General features: G+C 72.4%; 15 protein-coding genes and 1 riboswitch. Of the genes, 3 read left to right on the forward strand and 12 right to left on the reverse strand.

Annotated features, from left to right (window positions below; genetic code table 11):
- Positions 1–32 precede the first annotated feature (32 nt).
- The 4 genes from ACFYZA_RS27715 to ACFYZA_RS27730 form a co-directional block, all read right to left on the reverse strand.
- A complete protein-coding gene (locus ACFYZA_RS27715; protein ID WP_388493301.1) occupies positions 33–1,013 on the reverse strand; it encodes a cation diffusion facilitator family transporter in 981 nt (326 codons plus the stop codon).
- 132 nt (positions 1,014–1,145) lie between these two features.
- Positions 1,146–2,357, reverse strand: a complete 1,212-nt coding sequence (locus ACFYZA_RS27720; RefSeq protein ID WP_388493303.1) for an SRPBCC family protein — start codon at positions 2,355–2,357, stop codon at positions 1,146–1,148.
- Positions 2,350–3,024 carry a DNA primase gene (locus ACFYZA_RS27725; protein ID WP_388493305.1) on the reverse strand — a complete coding sequence of 225 codons (675 nt, stop codon included), beginning with the start codon at positions 3,022–3,024 and terminating at the stop codon, positions 2,350–2,352. The genes ACFYZA_RS27720 and ACFYZA_RS27725 overlap by 8 nt, the downstream gene beginning before the upstream one ends.
- 167 nt (positions 3,025–3,191) lie before the next feature.
- Complete coding sequence (locus ACFYZA_RS27730; RefSeq protein WP_388493307.1) at positions 3,192–3,734, reverse strand: FABP family protein; 543 nt, start codon at positions 3,732–3,734, stop codon at positions 3,192–3,194.
- 188 nt (positions 3,735–3,922) lie between these two features.
- On the opposite strand from ACFYZA_RS27730, the gene ACFYZA_RS27735 reads away from it, so the two are divergent.
- The gene (locus tag ACFYZA_RS27735; RefSeq protein WP_388493308.1) at positions 3,923–5,341 is read left to right on the forward strand and encodes a S41 family peptidase; all 1,419 of its coding nucleotides are present in this window, start codon (positions 3,923–3,925) and stop codon (positions 5,339–5,341) included.
- A 61-nt stretch (positions 5,342–5,402) separates the two neighbouring features.
- A riboswitch (cobalamin riboswitch) is annotated at positions 5,403–5,623 on the forward strand.
- 148 nt (positions 5,624–5,771) lie between these two features.
- Positions 5,772–8,090, forward strand: coding sequence for a 5-methyltetrahydropteroyltriglutamate--homocysteine S-methyltransferase (metE, locus tag ACFYZA_RS27740; RefSeq protein WP_388493310.1), 2,319 nt, complete (start codon positions 5,772–5,774; stop codon positions 8,088–8,090).
- 90 nt (positions 8,091–8,180) lie between these two features.
- Here metE and ACFYZA_RS27745 read toward each other — a convergent pair whose 3' ends face one another.
- From ACFYZA_RS27745 to ACFYZA_RS27780, 8 genes are all read right to left on the reverse strand, one after another.
- On the reverse strand, positions 8,181–9,077 hold the full coding sequence (locus ACFYZA_RS27745; RefSeq protein WP_388493311.1) for a TauD/TfdA dioxygenase family protein: 897 nt from the start codon (positions 9,075–9,077) through the stop codon (positions 8,181–8,183).
- A 24-nt stretch (positions 9,078–9,101) separates the two neighbouring features.
- Positions 9,102–10,445: an LLM class flavin-dependent oxidoreductase gene (locus ACFYZA_RS27750; RefSeq protein ID WP_388493313.1), complete on the reverse strand. Its 1,344-nt coding sequence runs from the start codon at positions 10,443–10,445 to the stop codon at positions 9,102–9,104.
- Positions 10,442–11,239: an ABC transporter ATP-binding protein gene (locus ACFYZA_RS27755; RefSeq protein ID WP_388493314.1), complete on the reverse strand. Its 798-nt coding sequence runs from the start codon at positions 11,237–11,239 to the stop codon at positions 10,442–10,444. Before ACFYZA_RS27755 ends, ACFYZA_RS27750 begins: the two co-directional genes overlap by 4 nt.
- Positions 11,215–12,063, reverse strand: coding sequence for an ABC transporter permease (locus ACFYZA_RS27760; protein ID WP_388493316.1), 849 nt, complete (start codon positions 12,061–12,063; stop codon positions 11,215–11,217). Before ACFYZA_RS27760 ends, ACFYZA_RS27755 begins: the two co-directional genes overlap by 25 nt.
- Positions 12,064–12,068: 5 nt before the next feature.
- Positions 12,069–13,142: an ABC transporter substrate-binding protein gene (locus ACFYZA_RS27765; protein ID WP_388493318.1), complete on the reverse strand. Its 1,074-nt coding sequence runs from the start codon at positions 13,140–13,142 to the stop codon at positions 12,069–12,071.
- Between the two features lie 325 nt (positions 13,143–13,467).
- On the reverse strand, positions 13,468–13,623 hold the full coding sequence (locus ACFYZA_RS27770; protein WP_382591321.1) for a hypothetical protein: 156 nt from the start codon (positions 13,621–13,623) through the stop codon (positions 13,468–13,470).
- Positions 13,624–13,677: 54 nt separating this feature from the next.
- Positions 13,678–14,913 carry an ROK family protein gene (locus tag ACFYZA_RS27775; protein ID WP_388493320.1) on the reverse strand — a complete coding sequence of 412 codons (1,236 nt, stop codon included), beginning with the start codon at positions 14,911–14,913 and terminating at the stop codon, positions 13,678–13,680.
- Between the two features lie 267 nt (positions 14,914–15,180).
- A complete protein-coding gene (locus tag ACFYZA_RS27780) occupies positions 15,181–16,317 on the reverse strand; it encodes a diaminopropionate ammonia-lyase (RefSeq protein WP_388493321.1) in 1,137 nt (378 codons plus the stop codon).
- A gap of 147 nt (positions 16,318–16,464) precedes the next feature.
- On the opposite strand from ACFYZA_RS27780, the gene ACFYZA_RS27785 reads away from it, so the two are divergent.
- A complete protein-coding gene (locus ACFYZA_RS27785) occupies positions 16,465–17,097 on the forward strand; it encodes an SRPBCC family protein (RefSeq protein ID WP_382591331.1) in 633 nt (210 codons plus the stop codon).
- The last annotated feature ends 203 nt before the right edge of the window (positions 17,098–17,300 follow it).

Below are 17,300 nucleotides of genomic sequence, written 5' to 3' on the forward strand. Positions count from 1 at the left end.
CCCGCATTCGGCGAAGCGCCCCGTCGTCCGGCTCAGCGCGTGCGGTCGGGTTCACGCGCCGCCTCGGGTTCACGCGTCGCGTCGGACGCACGCGCCTCCTCGGGCGGGTCCGCCGGCTCCTCCGTGATGTCGAGGAACACCTGATCCGCCTCCGGCCACGCCTTCACCACGGCCGCCTTGATCCGCTCGGAGACCAGCTCCAGGTCCTCGCTCTCGAGGCCGGGCCGCAGGTCGATCCGGGCCGCGACGAGCGCCGAGTCGAGGCCGAGCCGCATCGTCAGAAGACTCGCCACGTTGTCGATCTCGGGCTGCTCGTCGAGCAACGCCCGGATGCTGTCGCGCATCTCGGGGTCGACGGCCTCGCCGATGAGCTGCTCACGGGCGTCCTTGCCGAGCCGGAACGCCACGTACACCAGGAGGAGTCCGATGGCGAGCGAGGCCGAGGCCTCCCAGACGACCTGGCCGGTGGCCATGTGCAGGGCCATGCCGCCGCCCGCGAGCAGCACGCCGAGCACCGCCGTGCCGTCCTCGGCGATGACGGTGCGCAGGGCCGGGTCGCCGCCGATGCCGCCGCTCTGGCCGCGCACCTGGTACAGGGCGCGCAGCAGCGAGCCGCCTTCCGCCAGCAGCGCCACACCCAGCACGGACAGGCCCGCGATGTAACCGCCGGTGGACTCCTGCTCGTGCGAGCGCAGCGCCTCGATGCCCTGGAGGAAGGAGAAGCAGCCGCCCATGACGAAGATGCCGACGGCGGCGAGCAGGGACCAGAAGTAGCGCTCCTTGCCGTAGCCGAACGGGTGCTGCTCGTCGGCCGGGCGCCGGCTGCGGCGCAGCGCGGCGAGCAGGAAGACCTCGTTCATGCTGTCGGCCACCGAGTGCGCCGCCTCCGAGAGCAGCGCGGGCGATCCGGCGAAGACTCCGGCCGCCGCCTTCGCGGCGGCGATCAGGAGGTTGGCACCGAGCGCCACGAGGACGGTCAGGCGGGTTTTGCGGTCCTTCTTGTCTTCGGTCACTTCACCATGTCCTCGTAGCAGCCCGGTATGTGATGAGTCGTCAGCCGAGGCCCGTCCGGCGGAGGGGGCCCCTTGCGGGCGGAGGCAGGTCGCTGACCGCCCTCCGTCCGCAAGGCGGCGGCTCGCGGCCGGTCACCGGCGGCTGTCGCTCCGGGAGCCGGCGTAGGAGCGGCGCTTGCGCGCGGACGAGGCCTCTTCGGGGTCGTCCTCGGCCTCGGGGTCGTCCTCGACTTCCCCTTCCGGCTCGTCCACGGCCTCCCCTTCCGGCTCGTCCTCGTACTCCGCCTCAGGTTCTTCCTCGTCCTCGTACTCACCCTCGAAGTCGCCCTCGGCCTCGTCCTCGTACTCCTCTTCCGGCTCGGCCTCGGGGTCCTCCTGCTCCACTTCCTGTTCAGGGCCCTGGTCCTCTTCGGGCTCGTCCTCGTCCCGCTCCAGGTCCTGGTCCTCGTCCCGCGTCTCGTCCGTGGGCTCGCCCTCGTCGTCCTCGTGGCCGGACCGCTCCGCCTCCTGGCGCTCTTCCTCCTCGGCCACGGCGTCCTCGTGACTGACGACGACCTCGCCGTCCCTGATCTCGCCGCGCCAGCCTCCCTCGGCCTCGCCGCGCAGCGCGATGTGGCGCGCGAAGTTCTTGAGGTCCAGCCGGGCCCGGCGGCCCTGGGCCCGCCAGATGTTGCCGGTCTTCTCGAAGAGCCCCTTGGAGTAGTACTCCATGACCAGCAGGACGCGGGTGATGTTCTCGCCCAGCGGGTGGAAGGTGACGACGCCCTTGACGCTGCCCTTGGCGCCCTCGGAGGTCCACGCGATGCGCGCGTCCGGCACCTGTTCGGTGGTGTGCGCCTTCCAACTGCGGCTGGACCAGAAGACCTTGACCTTCCAGTCCGATGTGGTGTCGTCGGCGACGGTGGCGCTCTTGACGCCCTTGGCGAAGGTGGCGAACGACTGGAACTGGGTCCACTGGTCGTAGGCCTCGCGCACCGGCACGCCCACGTCCACCGACTCCAGGATGACGGTCGGCTTGCGGCCGCCGCCGCCCTTCTTGCGCTTGCCGCCGAGATTCTTGAACATCTCCTTGGCGCTGTCCTTGAGGTGCGAGGCGCCCATCTCCACGGCGGCCCGGACCGGGCCCTTGCCCTCGGCGACCTTGCGGCCGCCTTCGAGGGCCAGTTTGGCGAAGCCGGGGCTGTTGCCCTCGGCTATGTCGTTGAGCTTGCCCGTGGTCTCGCCGAGCTTGTGGCCCACACCCATGAGGAGCCGCTCGCCCTGGGCGAGCAGATAGCCCTGGAGTTCCGACTTCAGGTGGTCGACCGCGGGACTCTGCTTCAGCGGGTTCTTCGACTCAGCCACGGTCCTCACCGCCCTGGCCGCCGCGCCGGCTCGCCGTCTTCTTGGCCGGTGCCCGCTTGGCCGTCCGCTGTACGGTCTTGGTGGCCTTCTTGGCCGAAGTGGCCTTGGCGGAGGCGGACTTGGTGGCGGTCCTGCCGGTGGAGCGCGGCTTGTCGGAGGAGTCCTCCTCCGAGTCGGAGGCCCTGCTGGAACTTCGGCTCGAACCCCGGCCGGACGCCCTGCCCGTGGCCGAGCCCCGGCCGGAGGAACCGGACGACGACTTGGAGGCCGACCTGGCGGGCCGCTCGTCCGCCTCCTCGTCCTCCTCGGGCTCCTCGTCCCGCGCCGAGCCGGTCACGTCGGGGACCACGCCCGATATGCGGTCCTGCACACCCAGCGTACGGTCGTGCAGCCGGTCGGCGATTCCCTCGATCTGCCGGTTGAGCAGCGCGCCCGTGGCCGCCTTGCCCACTCCGCGCAGGTCCTCCCGGAGCTGGTCGCCGATCTCCTTGAACTGCGGGTTGTCGGCCAGCTGCGCCGCCGCGAAGTCCGCGATCGCCCGCGGGCTCAGCTGCAGGCGCTTGCCCATGACCAGTGTCCCGATGCCGAAGGCGAGCTTCGCCTTCTTGGTGCGTCCGAGCAGATAGCCCGCGCCCACCGCGAGCCCCAATCCCAGCCGATTGTTCATATCAGACCTGTCCTCTTCTCGTCCGTCTCGCGATGGGGAGCCTGTGGAGGCCTCATCACACCGGGTAGCCAACATGGCCAGAGCCAAACCCGGGCCGCGAAGGCGGAGTCGAGGGGGCGGGGCGTCGCGGAGGTGGGCCCGTCGCCGCCGGGCCGTACCGGCCCCCGCTAGCCGCGGCGGCGCAGTCGGGCCGAGAGGTGGTGTTGCAGCGGCCGGCCGACCGCGGCGAGGTCGTGCGCGTAGGTCAGCGTGTCCTCGGCGGTCAGCTCGTAGCGACGGCGAGTGGCGTCCACCTGCTTCGCGGTGGGGGTGATGGCCACCTCGTGGGTGGCGAGGTCGACCGACTTTCCGGTCGCGGAGCCGACCGCGATCTCCGCGATGCCGGTGGGCTGGGTGATGAGGGCCTCGATCCGCCCGTCGGCCTGGAGTCGCCACCACCCGCTCTCGCGCGCCGACGGGCGCAGCGGCGCGCCGTCGGCGTCGAGCAGCCAGGCCCGGGCCTCGTACCGCAGGAACGGGCGGCCGTCGTGGCTGAAGGTGACTTCCTGCGCGTACGCGAAGTCCCCGTCCAGCGTCGGGTATCCGCCCTCGCCCCGGCCGTGCCAGGTACCGAGGAAGCCGAGCACGGGCACGAGCAGGGCGTGCGGGGCGGGTGCGGCGTCCGGCTGCGTGGCGTCGGGGTAGGGGTGCTCCGGTGCGGGGTCGAACACGATGTGCGCTCCTGGGGTCGGGGCTGATGCCAGAGGGCAGCCTAGGGCGTCGATCCTCCGCAGGTGCCTGTTGACCATGGAGAACTCCTCCTCAGGGAGGGCACGGCCGGCCGGCGTGGTGGATGTGCGGCACGGGGGCGGCCGCTAGCGTCGAGGGCGAGCATGGACGACGGGGAAAGGTGCACACGGTGGATGTACGGGCGGCGGGCGTACGGACGGTGGCCAGGGCGGCGGCGATCGGGGTGGCGCTGGCGATGACCGTGGGTGCGGCCGGGGCGGCCCCCGCGTCGGCGGCGGGTCCCGGGCGGCTCGACGGGGTGTGGCGGATGGACGGCTACGGCACCCTGGTGACGGTCGCGAACGGCAGGTTCACGACGTATGACACCACCCGCGTCAGCTGCCTGCCGGGTGCGGTCACGGCCCAGCAGGTGGGACGCCCCGGCGCGGGCGGGGCGATCCGGTACGGCGAGGACTCGGTCGCGTCGATGACCTTCACGCCCGATGGCCGGGAGCACGCGGTGCTCGCGCTCGACGACGCGGCCGGCGTACGCCATCTGGCCCGGCTTTCCGCGCTGCCCGAGCGGTGTCGGCAGCCCGCGGCCGAGGGGCCGCTCGCCGTGTTCGACCGGTTCTGGGCGACCTTCGCGGAGAACTATCCGTTCTTCGCCGCGAAGGGCATCAACTGGCAGGCGGTCAGGGACCGTTACCGTCCGCTCATCACGCCGGACACCACCGATGCCCGGCTCCAGCAGATCCTCACCGACATGATGCGTCCGCTCCACGACGCCCACACGGCGCTCGTCCACCAGGGCAGGACCGTCTACTTCGGCCTGCGGCCCGGCACCCGGGTGCCCACCGCGGACCTGCGCACCCGCGCCGCGGCGAACGTCGAACGCCAACTCGTCGCCCCGGCAAGGACCTTCGGGCAGGGCAAGCTGGTGGTGGGTGAACTGCCGGGCGGCGTCGGCTATTTGAGGGTCGACTCCTTCGACGGGTACGTGGAGAGCGGCAGCTTCCAGGACCAGGTGGCCGAGCTCGACCGTGCCCTGGACGCGCTGCTCCCCCGCGACGCGGCGCGGGGCGCCGGTCCGCTGCGCGGCCTGGTGATCGACGTCCGGCTCAACGGCGGCGGGTCCGACGCGCTCGGGCTGCGGATCGCCTCGCGCCTCACCGACCGGGCGTACACCGCGTACCGCAAGGTGGCCCGCGACGACCCCGACGACCCGGCCCGCTTCACCCGGCCCCAGCCGATCGTCGTCCACCCGGCGGCGGCACCGCGCTGGACCGGGCCGGTCGCGCTGCTCACCAGTGGCAGCTCGGTCAGCGCGGCCGAGACGTTCGCGCAGGCGCTCATGGGCCGCGCCCCCGAGGTGACGCGCATCGGCGAGAACACCCAGGGGGTCTTCTCCGACGTGATGTTCCGGCCACTGGCCAAGGACTGGGCGGTGATCCTGCCCAACGAGAAGTACCTCGACGAGCACGGCCGCACCTTCGACGGCTCCGGCGTCCCGCCCCGGCTGCGCACCCCCGTCTTCACCGAGGACGACCTCGCCCACGGGCGCGACTCCGCGCTGACCCTGGCCCGGCAGGTGCTCACCCCGTCGTGACGTGCCGCACCTCACCGTCCGGTGGGCGAGAACGCGGTTTCCGGGGCGGCGGTCGAGGATCTAGGCTGGCGGTGCAGCTGGTTCGCCCCGTCCGCCAGACGGGATGCGTCGTAAGAGGGAACCCGGTGGGAATCCGGGACTGCCCCGCAGCGGTGAGTGGGAACGACCGCCGTCATACGCACTGGATCCGACCGGGTCCGGGAAGCGACGGCCAGTAGGTGCCCCGTCAGTGACGAGGCGCGCCCGCGAGTCCGAAGACCTGCCACTGCCCGTGGGTGACCGTTCGCCCCCGGAGATTCCGGTGACCTCGAGGGCGGGTCGGCGTACGCACCGCAGGCGGCCCCCCGGCCGTGCTCCCGGTCGTCGTCCCTTCGTGTCCTTCGTCCCGTCCCGGGATCGCTCCATGGAAGAGCTCGCGAAGGAGAGTCTCGTGACCACGAAGTCCGCAGCCGCGGCACACGCCACCCTGTACGGCTACCCCCGCCAAGGCCCGAACCGGGAACTGAAGAAGGCGATCGAGGGCTACTGGAAGGGCCGCGTCGACGCCGCCGGGCTCAGGCGGACCGCCGCCCAACTGCGCTCGGCGGTCTGGCAACAGCTCACCCACGCCGGCATCCACGAGGTCCCGACCGGTGACTTCTCGTACTACGACCACGTCCTGGACACCAGCGTCATGGTCGGCGCGGTCCCCGAGCGGCACCGGGCGGCCTTCGCGGCCGACGCCCTGGACGGGTACTTCGCCATGGCGCGCGGCACCCAGGACGTGGCGCCGCTCGAAATGACCAAGTGGTTCGACACCAACTACCACTATCTGGTGCCGGAGTTGGGGCCCGACACGGTCTTCACCCCCGACTCCTCCCAGCAGGTCGGGCAGCTGAAGGAGGCGCTCGTGCTCGGTCTGTCCGCGCGGCCCGTGCTCGTGGGCCCGGTGACCTATCTGCTGCTCGCCAAGCCCGCGCCCGGTGTGGCGGCCGACTTCGAACCGCTGACCCTGCTCGACCGTCTGCTGCCGGTGTACGCGCGGGTGCTCGCCGATCTGCGCGCGGCCGGCGCCCAGTGGGTGCAGCTCGACGAGCCCGCGCTCGTCCAGGACCGCACCCCCGCCGAACTCAACGCGGCGGCCCGCGCCTACCGCGAGCTCGGCGCCCTCACCGACCGCCCCAAGCTCCTGGTCGCCTCCTACTTCGACCGGCTCGGCGAGGCCCTGCCGGTGCTCGCGAAGGCTCCGGTCGACGGGCTCGCCCTGGACTTCACCGGGCCCGCCGCGGGCAACCTGGCGGACCTCGCGGCGGCGGGCGGGCTGCCCGGCAAGCGGCTCGTCGCGGGTGTCGTGGACGGGCGCAACGTGTGGATCAACGACCTGGAGAGGTCGCTCTCCACCCTGGCCACCCTGCTCGGCCTGGCCGACCGCGTGGACGTGGCTCCCTCCTGCTCGCTGCTCCATGTGCCCCTCGACGCGGCCGCCGAGCGCGGCATCGATCCGCAGATCGCCCGCTGGCTCGCGTTCGCCCGCCAGAAGACGACCGAGGTCACCACGCTGGCCCGCGCCCTGTCCGGGGGCACCGGCACCATCACGGCCGAACTGGCCGCCAACCGGGCCGACCTGGCCTCGCGCGCGAGCTCCGCGATCACCCATGATCCGGCCGTGCGCGCCAGGGCCGCCGCCGTCACCGAGGCCGACTCCCGCCGCGCCCAGCCGTACCCCGAGCGGGCCGCCGCCCAGCGGGCCCAGCTGCGCCTGCCCGCGCTGCCCACCACGACGATCGGCTCGTTCCCGCAGACCGGTGAACTGCGCACCGCCCGGGCCGACTTGCGCGCCGGGCGGATCGCCGAGGCGGCGTACGAGGAGCGGATCGAGGCCGAGATCCGCGAGGTGATCTCCTTCCAGGAGAAGACGGGCATCGACGTCCTGGTGCACGGTGAACCCGAGCGCAACGACATGGTCCAGTACTTCGCCGAGCAGCTCACCGGCTACCTCGCGACCCAGCACGGCTGGGTGCAGTCGTACGGCACCCGCTATGTCCGCCCGCCGGTCCTCGCCGGGGACATCTCCCGACCCGAGGCGATGACGGTCCGCTGGACGGCGTACGCGCAGGCGCTCACCGACCGCCCGGTCAAGGGCATGCTCACCGGGCCCGTCACCATGCTCGCCTGGTCCTTCGTGCGGGACGACCAGCCGCTCGGCGAGACCGCCCGCCAGGTCGCCCTCGCCCTGCGGGACGAGGTCAACGACCTTGAGCGGAACGGGACTTCGGTCATCCAGGTCGATGAGCCGGCGCTGCGGGAGACCTTGCCGCTGCGCGCGGCCGACCGGCCCGCGTACCTCGCCTGGGCCACCGAGGCGTTCCGTCTGACGACCTGCGGGGTGCGGCCGGACACGCAGATCCACACCCACATGTGCTACGCCGAGTTCGGCGAGATCCTGGCCGCCATCGACGACCTGGACGCCGATGTGATCAGCCTGGAGGCGGCCCGCTCGCACATGCGGGTAGCGGACGAGCTGGCGGCGGCGGGCTATCCGCGCGAGGTCGGGCCGGGGGTGTACGACATTCACTCGCCCCGCGTCCCGCCCGAGGACGAGACGGCCCGCCTCATCACCCGGGCCCTGCGCTCGGTGCCCGCCGACCGGCTGTGGATCAACCCGGACTGCGGGCTCAAGACCCGCTCCTGGGCCGAGGTCCGTCCGGCCCTCGAACGGATGACGGCGGCGGCCCGCGAGGCCCGCCGGCGGCTCCCGGCCCCGCGCTGAAGGGACCGCTGACCGCCCGGCCACGGGCTGACCGAGGGGCGGGGGCGCCGAACGTCGCCCCCGCCCTGGCCCCGCCCGCCGCCGGCTCCCCTATACGGACGTGACGGACGTGTAGTGCGAGGCGTCACCGGCGATCGAGTAGCTCTCCTTGCCCTCGATGCCGACCGGCACGTCACCGGCGACCGTGACGCGGTTCAGGCGGCGCGGCAGCCCGTCGTAGTTGTCGATGGCGTAGTGCTGGGTGATCCGGTTGTCGAACAGGACCAGCTGGTTGGGCGACCAGCGCCAGCGCAGGATGTTCTCCGGCCGGACGACGTACGCCTGGAGCAGGTCGAGGACCTTGCGCGACTCACCGACCGAAAGGCCGACGATCCGTTGTGCGAACCCGCCGATGAACAGGCCGCGTTCGCCGGTCAGGGGGTGCACGCGGACCACCGGGTGGGCGGTGCGGAAGTTGATCGAGGTGAACTGGGCGCGCTGCTCGGCCTTCTTGTCGTCGACGTCCTCGTCCGGCACCGCGTAGTCGTAGTCGTTGGTGTGCTCGGCCCACAGATTGTCCGCGAGCAGCCGCAGCGGCTGGGGCAGACCGCGGTACCCGGCCGCCGAGTTGGCGATCAGCGTCTCACCTCCGTACGGCGGGACGGTGATGCTGCGCAGGGTGCTGACCTGCGGCGGGTTGAGGACGAAGGTGACGTCGGTGTGCCAGTGGTTGGCGCGGCCGCGCTCGCTGTCCACGGGGAGCACATGGGGCGCGCCGGCGACGGCGGCCACCGTGGGGTGGGCGGTGGTGAGGTCGCCGAAGTGGCGGGCGAAAGCCTGCTGGCCCTCGTCGTCCAGGTCGACGTCGTCGAAGACCAGCGCCTTGTGCTCGTTGAGGGCGGCGCGCAGGGCGGCGACGCTCTCCCCGTCGAGCGGCTTGGCGATGTCGACGCCGGACACCTGGGCGCCGATGTGCGCGGTGACCTTGCGGATCTCGATTCCGGACATGTGCGGGGTCCTTTCGGGCGTGGGTCAGACCCGGCTGAGGGCCGGGAGGGTGTGCTGGTTGGCGGGGCGGGGCAGGCCGTAGCGGTCGCGCAGGGTCCCCCGGGGGCCGTACTCCGTGCGGAACAGGCCACGGGCGCGCAGGATGGGAACGACGTGGTCCACGAAGGCTTCGAGTCCGGACGGCAGGACTGCGGGCATGATGTTGAAGCCGTCGGCGGCGCCCAGGGTGAACCAGCTCTCGATCGCGTCGGCCACCTGCTCGGGCGTGCCGGCGAAGGTCAGATGGCCGCGCCCGCCGCCGAGGCGGCCGATGAGCTGACGTACGGTCAGATGTTCGCGCCGGGCGAGTTCCACGACCAGGGTGTAGCGGCTCTTCGCGCCCTCGATCGCGCTCTCCGGCGGCAGCCCGGCGGGCAGTTGGGCGTCCAGCTGGAGGACTCCGGGCTCCAGGTGCAGCAGCCGTTCGAGGCGGTGGAGGCCGTGCTCGTGGACGATGTGGTCCTCCAGGACCTGCTCGTGGGCGCGCGCCTCGGCCTCGGTGGAGCCGATGACCGGCACGATGCCGGGCAGGATCTTGAGGTGGTCGGGGTTCCGGCCGGCCGCGCGGGCCCGGGACTTGAGGTCGCCGTAGAAGGCCTGCGCGTCCCCCAGCGTCTGCTGGGCGGTGAAGACGGCCTCCGCGTAGCGGGCGGCGAAGTGCTTGCCGTCCCGCGAGGAGCCCGCCTGCACGAGCAGGGGGTAACCCTGCGGGCTGCGGGGCACGTTGAGCGCGCCTTCGACGCTGAAGTACGTCCCCTGGTGGCGCGGCGGGTGGATCTTGCCGTCGTCGCCCCAGACACCGGCCGCCTTGTCCGCGACGACGACGTCGTCCTCCCAGCTGTCCCAGAGCTTGAGCGCCACGTCGAGGAATTCGGCGGCGCGTTCGTAGCGGGTGGCGTGGGCGGGTTCGTCGTCGAGCCCGAAGTTGCGGGCGGCCTCGGCGCCCGCTGTGGTGACGATGTTCCAGCCGGCCCGGCCGCCGCTGACGTGGTCGAGGGAGGCGAACCTGCGGGCCAGGTTGTAGGGCGAGTTGTACGAGGTGGAGGCGGTGGCGATCAGGCCGATGTGCTCGGTCGCCACCGCCAGCGCGGTGAGCAGGGTCAGCGGTTCCAGAACGCCGGCGGGGCGCTGGCCGACGTGGCTGAACAGGACCGGCCCGTCGGCGAGGAAGAGCGAGTCGAAGGTGCCGCGCTCGGCGATGCGGGCGAGCTCGCGGTAGTGGTTCAGGTCGACGCTCGCGTACGGGTCGCTCTCGGGCAGCCGCCAGGACGCCTCGTGGTGCCCGGTGCTCATGAGGAAGGCGTTGAGGTGGAGTTGGCGCCGGGTCACTGGGGGTCCTCCTGGTGGTGGGCACGCTCTTGACGGGTGCGGTCGTGGTGTCGTTCCTCGTGTGCCGTCACGCCGAGTGCGGCAAGCAGGCGTTCGCGGTATTCGCCGAGGAGCGGATCGCGGTACGAGCGCGGGTGCGGGCGGTCGATGGTGAGGTCGAGGCCGATGCGGCCCCGGTCGAGCACCAGGACCCGGTCGGCGAGGACGATGGCCTCGTCCACGTCGTGGGTGACGAGCAGGACGGACGGCCGGTGGCGTTGCCACAGCTCGCGCAGGAGCACGTGCATGCGGATGCGGGTGAGGGCGTCCAGGGCGCCGAACGGCTCGTCGGCGAGGAGCAGTTCGGGCCGGCGCACCAGGGAGCGGGCCAGGGCCGCGCGTTGCGCCTCCCCGCCGGACAGCTCGTTGGGCCAGGCCCGCTCGCGGCCCGCGAGACCCACTTCGGCGAGGGCGGCCCGGCCCTGCTCGGCGGCCTCCTTGCCGTCCGTGCCGAGCAGGACGTTGTCGAGCACGCGGCGCCAGGGCAGCAGCCGGGAGTCCTGGAAGACCACGGACACCCGCTCGGGGGCGGCCAGTTCACCGCTTCCGGTGACCTGGTGGTCGAGTCCGGCGATGGCGCGCAAGAGGGTGCTCTTGCCGGAGCCGCTGTGGCCGAGCAGGGCGGTGAACTGGCCGGCCGGGATGTCGAGGTCGATGCCGTCGAGGACGGTGCGGCCGTCGAAGGACCGGGTGAGCCCGGCGAGCCGGACCGCGGGGGCCTGGACGGTGGTCAGTTGCTCAGTGTGCGTCGCCATGACAGCACCCTCCGTTCGACGAGGCGGACCGCGCTGTCGGAGATGAGACCGAAGACGCCGTAGATCAGCAGGCCGACGAGGATGATGTCGGTGCGGCCGTAGTTCTGGGCCTGGAACATCAGGTAGCCGAGGCCGCTGGTGGCGTTGATCTGCTCCAGGACGACCAGCGAGAGCCAGGACCCGGTCACGCCGAGCCGGAGCCCCACGAAGAAGCCGGGCAGCGCGCCGGGGACGACGATCTGCCGGATGAAGCGGACCCTGGACAGGCCCTGGACTTCGGCCAGTTCGACATAGCGGTGGTCGATGCCGGACAGCGCCGCGTGCAGGTTCAGGTAGATCGGGATGTAGACGACGATGGCGATGATCGCGATCTTGAAGGTCTCGCCGATGCCGAGCCAGAGGATGAACAGCGGGATCAGGCCGAGGGTGGGGATCGCCCGGTTGAGCTGGACCGTCCCGTCGATCAGCGCCTCGCCGACCCGGCTGAGCCCGGCCGCGAGGGCCAGGACCACTCCGGCGGTCAGGCCGAGGGCGAAGCCGTATCCGGCGCGTTCCAGCGAGGTGAGTACGTCGGTGGAGAGGGTGCCGTCGCTCCACAGATGGCCGGCGGTGCGCAGGACCGTCCAGGGTGCCGGGATCGCGGCGGGGTCCAGCTGCCCGGCGGCGGACGCGGCGGCCCACAGGACGAGGACGAGTCCGGGTCCGATCAGCCGCGCGGCGGGCAGCCGTTTGCCGGGCGCGAGTGCGCGGCGCCTTGGTCCCCGGAGGGGCGCCGGCGCTTCGGCGGGCGGGGACACGAGGGGTGTCGTCGCGGTGGTGGTCATGGCCGTCACCTCTGGTACTCGGCCGGAACGGCCTTGGCCGCGAGGCCCTCGAAGCGGCGGTCGAAGAGCGAGTCGACCTGGAACTTCTTGACGAAGCCGCCCTCGGCGAGCAGGTCCGCGGTCTCCTGCTCCCACCGCACCGCCTCGTCCCAACTGGGCGGGAAGAGCGGCTTGTTGGCGAGTGCGGTGATCGACCGGGCCTGTGCGAGCGTGAGGTTCTGGGTCTTGACGTAGAACTCCTCGTTCCAGACGTCCGGGTGTTCGTAGGCCCAGACCTGGCCCTTGGCCCAGCGCGGGACGTACGCGGCGACCGCGGCCGCCTTCGCGGGGTCGGCGAGCACGGAGGCGGGGGCCCACAGCAGGTTGAGCAGGTCGACGACGCCGGTCGTGATGGTGTGGGCGCCCTTGGGCCCGTACTGCTTGAGGTAGGCGGGGGCCTGGCTGTTGGCGAGCGGGGCGATGTCGACCTGGCCGGCCTGGAGCGCGGTGAAGAACTGATTGCTGGTCAGCGGCACCAGCTTCACGTCGTCGTGCGTCAACCCGGCCTGCTTCAGGGCCCGTAGCAGGACGACGCCCTGCGCCTGCCCCTGCGAGAAGGCCAGCTTCTTGCCCCGGAAACCCCGAACGTCCCTGATGTCGCTGCCGGGCTTGGTGGCGAAGACGTAGGTGGGCTTGCGGGTGATGCCGATCGCGACGATCTTCGCGTCGTAGCCCTGGAAGTGCGCCTGGATGGGCGGGATCCCCGCGTTGTTGGCGATGTCGAGGGACTTGGCGCGGAAGGCGTTGATGACGTCGGGACCGGCGCCGGTGTTCACCCAGTCCGACACGGTGAACGGTAGATCGTCCAACCCGGCCAGTTTGAACTGGAGTTGCTGTACGCCCTGGTACGAGGCGACCTTCAGGCTGGTACCGGAGGGGACGGTGGTGGACAGCGGGGCGGACGCGGCCCCCTTGGTCACGGTGTCGGCGGCGTGGGCGCCCGCGCAGCCGCTGAGACCGGCGGCGGCGACGACGCCGAGCAGTGAGGACAGGAACAGCCGCCGGTCGACACCGGGCACGGCTGGGGACACTGGTGGCATGGAAGGACTCCGTGATGGCAGGAGGAAGAAGGCGCGCGGAATCGCGCGCGGGCGGGGCGGGGACGGAATGGGCGCGGGAAATGCGGAACGGACGCACGAAAGGCCGGACGCGGCGAAGAAGGCGGAATGCGCACGAGCCGTCCATGAGCACGACGCGGAGACATCGGGATCCGGCGATGCCGGGACGCCGACGCGTGCACACGGGGAGCACACGGGGAGCATGCGGGTGGGCGCGCGTGAAGGTCCGTGACGCGTGAAGCTGTGGGCGTGCTCAATCGCCTTCTTCAGCGCGTCAATTCATGGGCGCGTCAGCGACAGCGGCACATCAGCAACACAGGGTGCGGCCGATCCGCATCAGGTCGATGAAACGGCACCTGGTCAGGAGGACCGGTCGCGATGGCGTCGGCGCGACACCGGCGCTCCGGTCGCGGACCTGCCGCGACCGGGTGATCACCGGGGAGAATTCCTGCGCGCTGCTCATGCCGAGAATCCTCGCGTTCACGCGTAATCCCTGTCAACATTCGGAGTTTCTGAATTAATTCGGCTCCCCCGATTTCCCGGCCGGTACCGGAAGCACGCTCAGCGGGTCCCGGTACAGCACGTCGAGCGCCACCGAACCGCCCGCCACGGCGAGCACCGAGTCCGGGAAGCTGCTCGGCACGACCAGCGCGTCCCGGCGTCCCACCGCCTCGCGCAGCGCGGCGAGGCAGTCCTGCCGGTGCATCACGCCGACCTCGGTGACGACGACGGCCTCCGGGTTGAGGACGTCGAGCAGCAGCCGGGCCGCGGCTCCGACCATGGCGGCCCGCTCCACCAGGAGCCGTACGGCGACCGGGTCGCCGCCGGCCGCCGCCCGCACCACGTGCACGGGGTTCGCGGTGCGGATGACGTGGTGCTCGCGGGCCCGGCGGCACAGGGTGCGTTCGCTCAACTCGGCCTGGAGGCAGCCCGTCCGGCCGCACTCGCACGGTTCGGTACCGCCCGCGAGCGGCAGATGGGCGATGGCGCCCGCCTGCGAACGGGGGCCGTGGTGCACCTCGTCGTGGGTGGCGAAGGCGGCGTCCACGACGTTGCCGACGAACAGGTGCAGCATGCTCCGGCTCCCCCGGGCCCGCCCGAACAGCCTCTCCGCGTTCACCAACGCCCTTGCGTGGCCGTCCACTTGGACCGGCAGGCCGGTGCGTTCGCCGATCACGTCGCGTACCGCGACGTCCCGCCAGCCGAGGAGGGCGTGCTCCACGACCGTCCCGGAGTCCCGGTCCACCCAGCCGCCCGCCGCCACCCCGACGCCGAGCGGTATCCGGCCCTCGGCTTCCGTCAGGAGCGAGCCGAGGCCTTCGGCGGCGCTGGCCAGGATGCGCTCCGGATCGGTGCCGGCGGCGTGCGGGAGCCGCCGCTCGGCGACCACGCGGCCGCGCAGGTCGAGCAGGGCGACGCTGGTGTACGGCACCGCCACGTGCACCCCGCAGGCCACGAACCGGTCGGCGTCCAGATCCACCGGCACATGGGGGCGCCCGGCGCCCTTCGACCGCCGGGGTGCGGCGGTCTCGCGGATCAGGCCGAGCGCGTCCAGGCGCGCACAGTGGTCGGTCACCGACGCCGGGGAGAGGCCGGTCAGCCGGGCGATGGTGCTGCGGGCGACGGGCCCGTGCTCCAGGACGGAACGCAGGACCGCGCTGGCGCTGGTCCTGCGCCGGGCGCCGTCCGCGGCCCGCCGTGTCGGGCCGGGGGGTGGGGCGAGCGGGGAAAGGGGGGCCGCTGAACGGGACATGGGGGTACTTCCTCGGGGAGCTGGTCCGACACCGCGCCGTCTCGTACTCGGCGGATCCGGACTCGCTGCTCCCGGCCGCCTCAGCTGGGGCGACAGGTGGCCGTGCCCTGGCGCCGCAGGTCGACATAGCGACGCGACGCGAAGTTCTCAGCCTGCGGGACCATGGCCCGAAGCTAGCAAACCGGGCCGCCGCTGCCCAGAGGCCGCCCACGGTACGGACGCCCCGCGCCCGGCACCGACGGAAGGCGCGCCGGCCGGATCCCCCGCTCAGCCCGCCGTCACGTGCGCGGAGTGCGGGTTGGCGTCCGCGCCCTCGGTGCTGAGGAGTACGACCACCGAGGACGGACCGATTCCGAGTGCCGTACGGCGTGGGCCGCTCCCGGGTCCGATGAGCGCGGCCCGCGAGCCGGCGAGCCCGGCGGCGCCGCAGGGGCCCGAGGAGACGCCGAGTCCGGCGAGGCGCGCGGCGGCGCGGGCGGCGTCGGCGTCGGACACGGCGACGGCGGCGTCGAGGCCGTTGCGCAGATGGGGCCAGGCGATGCTGGACGGGGTGCCGCAGTTGAGCCCGGCCATGCTGGTCTCGCCGGTGGTGATGCTGACGGGCGCGTCCCGGGTGAGGCTCTCCAGAACGCAGGCGGCGGCCTGCGGCTCCACCGCGAGCAGCGCCGGCGCCTGCGCGCGGGGACGGCTTCGGTAGTGCGTCACGACGGCCTGGGCCAGGGACCCCACGCCCACCGGTACGGCGACGAGGCCGGGTCCCGCGACGGCGCCCGCGGCCGTCAACTGCTCGTCGATCTCGGCGCAGAGGGTGGAGTAGCCCTCGACGATCCACCCCGGGATCCGTTCGTAACCCGGCCAGGCGGTGTCCTGGACCAGGACCGCGTCCGCCTCCCGGGCCGCCTCGGCCGCGAGCCGTACGGCCTCGTCGTAGGGCCCGGGGACTTCGGTGACCTTCGCCCGCTCGGCGGTGATGGCCGACACCGCCCGTGGGTGCACGCCCCGGGGGACGAAGACGTGGGCGCGCTGCCCGAGCAGGCGCGCCACGCGGGCGACCGCGCGCCCGTGGTTGCCGTCGGTGGCGGTCACCAGGGTGACCGGGCCCGGGCGGGCCCCGGCAGCCCGTTCGGCGAGGATGCGGTGGACCGCCCAGGACGCGCCGAGCGCCTTGAACGCGGGCAGTCCAAGGCGAGCGGACTCGTCCTTGACGAAGACCCGGCCGACCTCCAACTCGGCTGCCAGCGCGGGCAGTTCGGTCAGCGGAGTGGGCGCGTAGTCCGGCAGCGTGGCATGGAAGGCACGCACCTCGGCGGGTGCGGGTTCGCAGCGCCAGGCGGTTCGGGCGCCGGGCCGCGCGGTCCAGGGCGAGGGGGGCAGGACGCGGAGGGTGGAGGCGATCTCGGGCACCCGACCAGGGTGCGGTGCCACCGCGTGATCAGTCCAGCGCCCGCCTCGACCAGTTAGAGGGTCTCACCAAGGTTATTGACGATGTCTTCGTGCGGGTGTTAGAACTTCTAACGAACAACAAAGCTTCTAAATCCAAGGGGATACGACATGTCCAGCACCCGCCGCGTCGGCGCCCGCGCCGCCCTCTTCGCCCTCCCGCTCACTCTCGCCGTGCTCGGCGCCGCCTCGGCCCCCGCGGGAGCCGCCTCCCAGCCCGCCAAGTCCCTTACCTGTCAAGGGAAAGGCGTCGACCCCGAGGCCGCCGTCCGCTACCGGACCGAAACCGTGATCCACGCACCGCTCAGCACCATCTGGAAGCTCCAGACCGACGTGCGGCGCTGGCCGTCCTGGCAGGCCCCCGTCGCCACCGTGGAGCGGCTCTACCACGGGCCGCTGCGCCCGGGCGCGGCCTTCCGGTGGACCACCCCCGTGCCCGCCAACCCCGCGACTCCCGCCACCACCCTGACGATCACCTCGACCGTCCAGCAGATGAAGCACAACGCCTGCATCCGCTGGACCGGCCCGGCGGACGCCCAGGGCCTGCACATCGACGGCGTCCACGTATGGAACTTCACCAAGGTCAAGGGCGGCGTCCTCGTACGCACCGAGGAGACCCACACCGGTCCTCAGGTCGACGCCAACGTGCCCGCCGCGACCGAGCTCCTCAGCGGTGGCCTCGAAGGCTGGCTCCGTGACTTGAAGACCGCCGCAGAGGCCCGCCGCGGTGAGGGCCCCCGCTGAACCACCGGCCGGGACCCGGCCGCCGCACCCCTGGGGCGCGGCGGCCGAACGGCCGTCGCCTTTCGGCCAGGCGCCGCCCGCCTCCCTGGTGATTCATCCAGTACGCCGCCCACCACAGAGGGGTTTTCCGTGTGCTGAACCAGTCGTTTTAGGCCTTACCGCCGGGCTTCACTGGCCTGGATGGCACGGCCGAAGGGCGTTGG

This window comes from Streptomyces sp. NPDC001828 (assembly GCF_042892175.1).
Classification (GTDB): Bacteria; Actinomycetota; Actinomycetes; order Streptomycetales; family Streptomycetaceae; genus Streptomyces.